The organism is Streptomyces sp. S3(2020) (assembly GCF_013044505.1).
Lineage (GTDB): Bacteria > Actinomycetota > Actinomycetes > Streptomycetales > Streptomycetaceae > Streptomyces.
This window is the reverse complement of record NZ_JABERD010000344.1, coordinates 1-6508: the sequence shown is the minus strand read 5'-3', so window position 1 is coordinate 6508 and position 6508 is coordinate 1. Positions and strand designations below refer to the sequence as shown.

Annotated in this window: 8 protein-coding genes; 3 read left to right on the top strand and 5 right to left on the bottom strand. The window is 70.9% G+C overall.

Annotation, left to right across the window (positions count from 1 at the left end; translation table 11 throughout):
* The 3 genes from HLK59_RS47040 to HLK59_RS47030 form a co-directional block, all read right to left on the bottom strand.
* Positions 1–463 (bottom strand): acyl-CoA dehydrogenase family protein (locus HLK59_RS47040; RefSeq protein WP_171147825.1); only part of this gene is annotated, 463 nt, incomplete at its 3' end.
* Positions 464–471: 8 nt separating this feature from the next.
* Positions 472–1605 (bottom strand): acyl-CoA dehydrogenase family protein, encoded by a 1134-nt coding sequence (locus HLK59_RS47035; RefSeq protein ID WP_171147824.1) that lies wholly within the window; start codon positions 1603–1605, stop codon positions 472–474.
* Positions 1605–2801, bottom strand: a complete 1197-nt coding sequence (locus HLK59_RS47030) for an amidohydrolase family protein (protein ID WP_171147823.1) — start codon at positions 2799–2801, stop codon at positions 1605–1607. The genes HLK59_RS47035 and HLK59_RS47030 overlap by 1 nt, the downstream gene beginning before the upstream one ends.
* A gap of 98 nt (positions 2802–2899) precedes the next feature.
* On the opposite strand from HLK59_RS47030, the gene HLK59_RS47025 reads away from it, so the two are divergent.
* Positions 2900–4408, top strand: a complete 1509-nt coding sequence (locus HLK59_RS47025; RefSeq protein WP_171147822.1) for an AMP-binding protein — start codon at positions 2900–2902, stop codon at positions 4406–4408.
* Here the strand turns inward: HLK59_RS47025 and HLK59_RS47020 are convergent.
* Both HLK59_RS47020 and HLK59_RS47015 read right to left on the bottom strand, forming a co-directional pair.
* On the bottom strand, positions 4387–4899 hold the full coding sequence (locus tag HLK59_RS47020) for an EF-hand domain-containing protein (protein ID WP_171147821.1): 513 nt from the start codon (positions 4897–4899) through the stop codon (positions 4387–4389). The two genes, HLK59_RS47025 and HLK59_RS47020, sit on opposite strands and share 22 nt — an antisense overlap.
* 149 nt (positions 4900–5048) lie before the next feature.
* Entirely contained in the window at positions 5049–5429 is a 381-nt protein-coding gene (locus tag HLK59_RS47015) for an STAS domain-containing protein (protein WP_171147820.1), read from the bottom strand.
* A 329-nt stretch (positions 5430–5758) separates the two neighbouring features.
* Between HLK59_RS47015 and HLK59_RS47010 the strand changes: the two genes are divergently transcribed.
* Positions 5759–6343: a sigma-70 family RNA polymerase sigma factor gene (locus HLK59_RS47010; protein WP_171147819.1), complete on the top strand. Its 585-nt coding sequence runs from the start codon at positions 5759–5761 to the stop codon at positions 6341–6343.
* Positions 6340–6480 carry a hypothetical protein gene (locus HLK59_RS47005; RefSeq protein ID WP_171147818.1) on the top strand — a complete coding sequence of 47 codons (141 nt, stop codon included), beginning with the start codon at positions 6340–6342 and terminating at the stop codon, positions 6478–6480. The genes HLK59_RS47010 and HLK59_RS47005 overlap by 4 nt, the downstream gene beginning before the upstream one ends.
* Positions 6481–6508: the final 28 nt, after the last annotated feature.

Genomic DNA, 6508 nt, shown 5'->3' with positions numbered 1-6508 from the left:
CGCCTCCCCCGCCCACGCCCACGCCCACACGATGCAGCGGCGTCAGCGGATCGACCGACCGCAGCGGCACCGCCCCCGCCGCGTCGCCCCGTACGACGTCGGCGGCGTCCAGCCACTCCACGAGGCCGCCGTCCACGCCCGCCACGACCACCGACCCGTCAGCCGCCCCGGGGACCGTACCGGCGGCGAGGTGGGTGGCCACCAGAGGGCCCGGCAGCAGTACCCGGCCCGCCTCCTCGAAGGCCAACACCGCCTCAGGCAGCCCGAGTCCGACGCCGCCGTCGTCCTCCGCCACCCGCAGCGCGAAGAATCCGGCCTCCCCCAGCTCCCGCCACAGCGCCCGGTCCAGGCGGCCGGGCTGATCGACTGCGGCCCGCAGCGCCTCGCGGTCGAAGCGCCGGGCCAGCAGCCCTCGTACGCCGTCCCTCAACGCCTTCTGATCATCGGTGAGTTGGAAACGCACGGGAACAGTCACCGCCCCTTCGGCAGCCCCAGGATCCGCTCGGCCACGATGTTCTGCTGGATCTGCGAGGTGCCGGCGGCGATGGTGTACGACAGCGAGGACAGCCGGTCCAGGACCCACGGCCGGTCGAGGTCGAGGGCGTCTGGCCCCAGGACGTCGGCGGCGGCGTCGTAGAGCTCCTGCCGCGCATGCGAATACCTCAGTTTGAAAACCGAACCCCCGACGCCGGGGACTCCCCCGGAGGCCTCCGCCTCGCTCACGTTCCACTGCGTGAGCCGCCACAGCGCCCGGAACTCGGCGTTGAGCCGCCCGAGCCGCCGTCTGAGCCCCGGCTCGTCCCACCGCCCGTTCTTGCGGGCCTCACCGGCGAGTTCGCGCAACACCCGCCTGCACGCGACCACTTCGCCGACGAAGGCCGTGCCGCGCTCGAAGGACAGCGTCACCATGGTCACGCGCCAGCCGTCGTTCTCGTCCCCGATCCGGTTGCCGACCGGCACCCGTACCTCGTCGAGAAACACCTCGGCGAACTCGGCGGACCCGGCGAGGGTCCTCAAGGGCCGTACGGTGATCCCCGGCGCGTCCATCGGCATGGCGAGCCAGGTGATGCCCTTGTGCTTGGGAGCCTCCGGGTCGGTGCGCACCAACAGCTCGCACCAGTCGGCGACTTCGGCGTGCGAGGTCCAGATCTTGGACCCGCTCACCACGTAGTCGTCGCCGTCCCTGCGCGCGCGTGTCCGCAGCGCGGCGAGGTCGGACCCGGCGTCGGGCTCGCTGAACCCCTGGCACCAGACCTCCTCCCCGCGCAGGATCGGCGCCAGCCACCGCGCCCGCTGCCCGTCGGTCCCCTCCGCGGCGATGGTGGGCCCGGCATGCAGCAGGCCGACGAATCCCGCGCCCACATAGGGCGCCCCGGCCTTCTCGGTCTCCTCCAGGAAGATCAGCCGTGTGGTCGGCGAGGCGTCCCAGTGCACGTCCGCGTACCCGGCGTCGTACAGCATCCGCTGCCAGCCCATGTCGTAGGCGCGGCGCCCCGGCCAGTCGTCCGGGGACGGCCTGGCCGGGAGCGTGGGCAGCACGCGGCCGAGCCACTGCCTCAACCGCCCCCGGAACTCCTCCTCCTCGACCGAGTGGGAGAGCTCCACTACCGGTCCAGATCGAGATCGAGCATGCGGATGGCGTTGCCCCGCATCAGCTTGTAGACGGTCTCGTCGTCGAGGCCCTTCACATGGTCGAGGGCGACCTCCTTGGTGTGCGGGAAGGTCGAGTCGACGTGCGGGTAGTCGGTCTCGAAGGTGGCGTTGTCCCGGCCGACCACGTCCAGCGAGGCGACGCCGTGCTTGTCGCGGAAGAAGCAGCAGAACATCTGCCGGTAGTAGTACGTCGAGGGCGGCTCGGGAACGATGTCGCGCACCCCGCCCCAGGCGCGGTGCTCCTCCCACACGTCGTCGGCGCGTTCGAGGGCGTACGGGATCCAGCCCATCTGGCCCTCGCTGTAGGCGAGTTTGAGCGTGGGGAACTTCACCAGGACGCCGCTGAAGAGGAAGTCCATCATCGAGGCCATGGCGTTGTTGAAGCTGAGCGCGGCCTGGACGGCGGGTGGGGCGTCGGGGGAGGCGGCGGGCATCTGGGAGCTGCTGCCGATGTGCATGTTGACGACCGTGCCGGTCTCCTGGCAGACGGCGAAGAACGGGTCCCAGTGGCCGGAGTGGATGGAGGGCAGGCCGAGGTAGGTGGGGATCTCGGAGAAGGTCACGGCCCTCACGCCGCGTGCGGCGTTGCGCCGGATCTCCGCGACCGCCAGCTGAACGTCCCACAGGGGGATCAGGCACAGCGGGATGAGCCGCCCGCCGCTGTCCCCGCACCACTCCTCGACCATCCAGTCGTTGTAGGCGCGCACACAGGCCAGCGCGACCTCTTTGTCGTGCGCCTCGGCGAAGGTCTGCCCGCAGAAGCGCGGGAAGGTCGGGAAGCACAGGCTGCCCTCGACGTGGTTGAGATCCATGTCCTTGAGCCGTGCGACGGGGTCCCAGCACCCGCGCCGCATCTCCTCACGGGTGATGCCCTCCAGGGTCATCTCGTCGCGGTCGAAGCCGACGGCGGCGATGTTGCGCTTGTACGGGAACTTCAGGTCCTCGTAGATCCACCAGTCGGTGGGCGGGCCGTCCGGGTCCATCGTGATCTGGTACTTGCCGCCGACGTAGGCGAGTTCACCGATCCCGGCGGTGAGCGGCTGCGGTCCGCGGTCCTGGTACTTGGCGGGCAGCCAGGTCTTGAACAGGTGCGCGGGCTCGATCACATGGTCGTCGACGCTGATGATGCGGGGCAGTTCGGTCGGCATGGTCCCCTCCGCCGGACGGTGTCACCTGACAGGCACAATCTGATGGAGCGTCAGATAGCATGTCACCTGACGAGTCGTCAGCCAAGCAGGGGGCACCCATGAACGAGACCCCGCACTCCCTGAGCTCCTCCCGCACCCTCTGGGAACTGGTCGCCCGCCGCGCCGACCTCACCCCCGACCGCCCGGTCCTCCTCCAGGACGACCGCTCCCTGAGCTTCGGCGAGCTGCGCGCGCGTGCCGAGCGGGTCGCGGCGGGCCTGTACGACATGGGCGTACGCCCCGGCACGGTGGTCGCCTGGCAGCTGCCCACACGGATCGAGACGGCGGTGCTGTCCTTCGCGCTGGCCCGTCTGGGGGCCGTGCAGTCGCCGGTCATCCCGTTCTACCGGGACCGCGAAGTCGGCTTCGCGCTGCGGGAGTCCAAGGCCGAGTACTTCGCGGTCCCCGGGGAGTGGCACGGCTTCGACTACACGGGGATGGCGCGGCGGCTCGGCGCGAAGGGCGTCTTCGAGGCGTACGACCGTCTCCCCGACGGCGATCCCGGACTGCTGCCCGCACCCCCCTCCTCGGGCACCTCGGTCCGCTGGATCTACTGGACCTCGGGCACCACCTCCGACCCCAAGGGCGTGCTGCACACGGACCGTTCACTGATCGCGGGCGGCTCGTGCCTGGCCCACGCGCTGCGTCTGTCGCCCGCCGACGTGGGCTCGATGGCCTTCCCCTACGCGCACATCGCCGGCCCCGACTACACGGTGATGCTGCTCCTGTACGGCTTCCCGGCGGTGATGTTCGAGCAGTTCGCGCTGCCGGACGCGCTGGAGGGGTACCGCCGGCACGGGGTGACGGTGGCGGGCGGATCGACGGCGTTCTACTCGATGTTCCTGGCGGAGCAGCGCAAGCGGCCGGAGGCCAAGGTGATACCCACCCTGCGGCTGCTGGCCGGCGGCGGTGCGCCCAAGCCGCCGGAGGTCTACCACGCGGTCGTCCGGGAGATGGGGGTGCAGCTCACGCACGGGTACGGCATGACCGAGGTGCCGATGATCACCATGGGATCGCCGGACGACACCGTGGAGAACCTCGCGACGACCGAGGGACGGCCGCCCGAGGGCATGGAGATACGGATCATCGACGGGGAGGTGCGGCTGCGCGGGGAGGCCGTGTGCCAGGGGTATCTGGACCCGGGGCAGACGGCGGAGGCCTTCGACGCGGACGGGTTCCTGCGCACCGGCGACCTGGGGATGCTCAGGGACAGCGGGCACCTGGTGCTCACCGGGCGGCTCAAGGACGTGATCATCCGCAAGGGCGAGAACGTCTCGGCGAAGGAGATCGAGGACCTGCTGGCCGCGCACCCGGCGGTCGGGGACGTGGCGGTGATCGGGCTGCCGGACGAGGAGCGCGGGGAGCGGGTGTGCGCGGTGGTGGAACAGCCGGCCGGGGCCGAGGAGCTGACCCTGGCGGCGATGACCTCCTATCTCCGCGCGGAAGGGCTGTCGGTCCACAAGCTGCCGGAGCAGCTGGAGGTGGTGGACGCCCTCCCGCGCAACGAGACGCTCAGGAAGGTGCTCAAGTACAAGCTGCGGGAGCGCTATTCGGGGACGGTGAAGTAGCGGGCGAACGCGGAGACGATCTCCGCCTCGCCGATCCTGCCGTCGCCGTCGGTGTCGAGCGTGGTCGCGGCGGTGACGGCGACCTCCTGTGCGACGCCGAGGATCCGCAGCACGCGCGCGGTGTCCTCGACGGTGGCCGCTCCGTCGCCGTCCGGGTCGGCCACGGCGAGGGCCGCGTGCAGGAAGGGGCGGGCGATCTCGGCGAACCGGTCGGGGTTGTCGCGCAGCCGCTTCACGGCGCCGTTCACGAACTCCTCGCGGGTGATCCGCTGGTCGCCGTCCCGGTCCGCTATCCCCGCCATGCCCTGCCAGAACGCCTCCGCGCCGACGTACAGGGCCTGCCCCTTGTCGGACCGTGCCGCCGTACCGAACTCCGCGAGCAGCGCCTTGGCCGCCACGCTGAAGTCCGCCCGGTCGATGTAGCCGTTGCCGTCCTGGTCGAAGGTGGCGAACCGGCCGGCGATCCTGCGCTCGTACTCGCTGCTGACCATGTCTTCTCGGGCCGCCTTACGTCACGTGGGGTGCGTCTGGATCGGAGCGTACGACGCCGGGCCGGGGCGGGGAGCGGTAAAGCGGCGGTTGTGCCAAGACCGGGGGAATTTTGGGACAACGGTGTGGCAGAAGCGGCGGCGCCCCCGGCTCACGCCGACAGCGGCCCCGCCTCGTCCTCCGTCGCGGAGTCCAGGTCCGCGTGGACGTCGAACAGCCGCCGTACCCCCAGCGCCCCCAGCACCCTGTTGACGTGCGAGCCCTCCACCGCGCCCTGGGCGGGCAGGATCAGCCGCAGCCGTCCCTGGCAGGAGCGGATGAGGCGGCGGGAGGCTATGAGGACGCCGACGCCGCTGGAGTCGCAGAAGAAGACCTCGGAGAGGTCGAGGACGAGACGGTGGCGGCCCTCGGCCACCACGTCGTGCACCCGCTGCCGCAGCACCGGTGACGTCACCAGATCCAGTTCGCCCGACACATGGAGCACGGCCCAGTCGCCGTGCTCGCCGCCGGTCACGTTGAACGCCACCACCACGCCCTTCGCTCGCCGGGACTTCCCGGAACGGCCCGCAAACGGAAGCCGTTCCTACGCTTCCTTGCAGCGCGGCTGCCCAGCGGCGGTTCCCTGAAACACAAGTCAGGAAACGGAAACCGATCAGAAGAGGCTTGTTTTAGTCGCCTTCGATCCTGTTCGATCGTAGATGGGCGCAGAGTGGAAGGAAGACGAAGGTCCACTATCACCGGCCGCTCCCTCGGGGGCGCGCATTGCTACAAAGGGGCGTGCGCTGTCGGACGTGCCGACTACATTCGAGGAGACGGTGGGTTCAGGCTTGACGAGGACGAGAACGACGGTGAGAGGGCGCCATGGCGAAGAAGGACGCACCTCCCCGCTGGGACCGCAAGATGCAGCAGCGGCTCGCACGCGGTGAGGCGGCCGCCCTCGGCGAGCTCTACGACCGGTTCGCCTCGCTGGTGCACGGCCTCGCCCACCGCGTGCTCGGCGACGAGCGCGCCGCCGACGGCATCACCCGCGAGGTCTTCGCCCACGTCTGGGAGCACCCCGACGCCTACGACCCCAAACAGGGCCCCCTGCGCTCCTGGGTCGCCACACTGACCCACCGCCTCGCCGTACAGCGCCTGCGCGCCACCGAGACCGCGGCCCTCGCCCAGGACGGCCGCGGCTCCACCGAGGAACTGGAGCTCAAGGTCCGCCACGCCTCCGTCGCCGCCCGCGCCGACTACATCGTCCAGTCCATGCCCTCGCCGCTGCGCGCCGCCCTGGAGCTGGCGTACTTCCAGCGCCGCGACTACCGCCAGACCGCCGCCGACCTCGGAGTCACCGAGGACGAGGCCCGCCGCCGTCTCCGCCTGGGCCTCCAGCTCCTCGCCACGGCCCATGACGCCGGCGCCGCCCCCGGAGCGCCTCCCGGCTACGGAGGTGCGGCGTGAACGAGGCGAACCGCTACGAGGCGTACGACGAGCACGAACGGAAGGACGGCCAGGAGGACCACGAAGGCCACGAGGGCCGGCGGCACGGGTCCCCCGGCGGCCCCCGTGGCCTTCGTCTGTCGCTTTTCACCCTCTGACGCTGCCGCCGAAGGGGGAAGGGGAGAG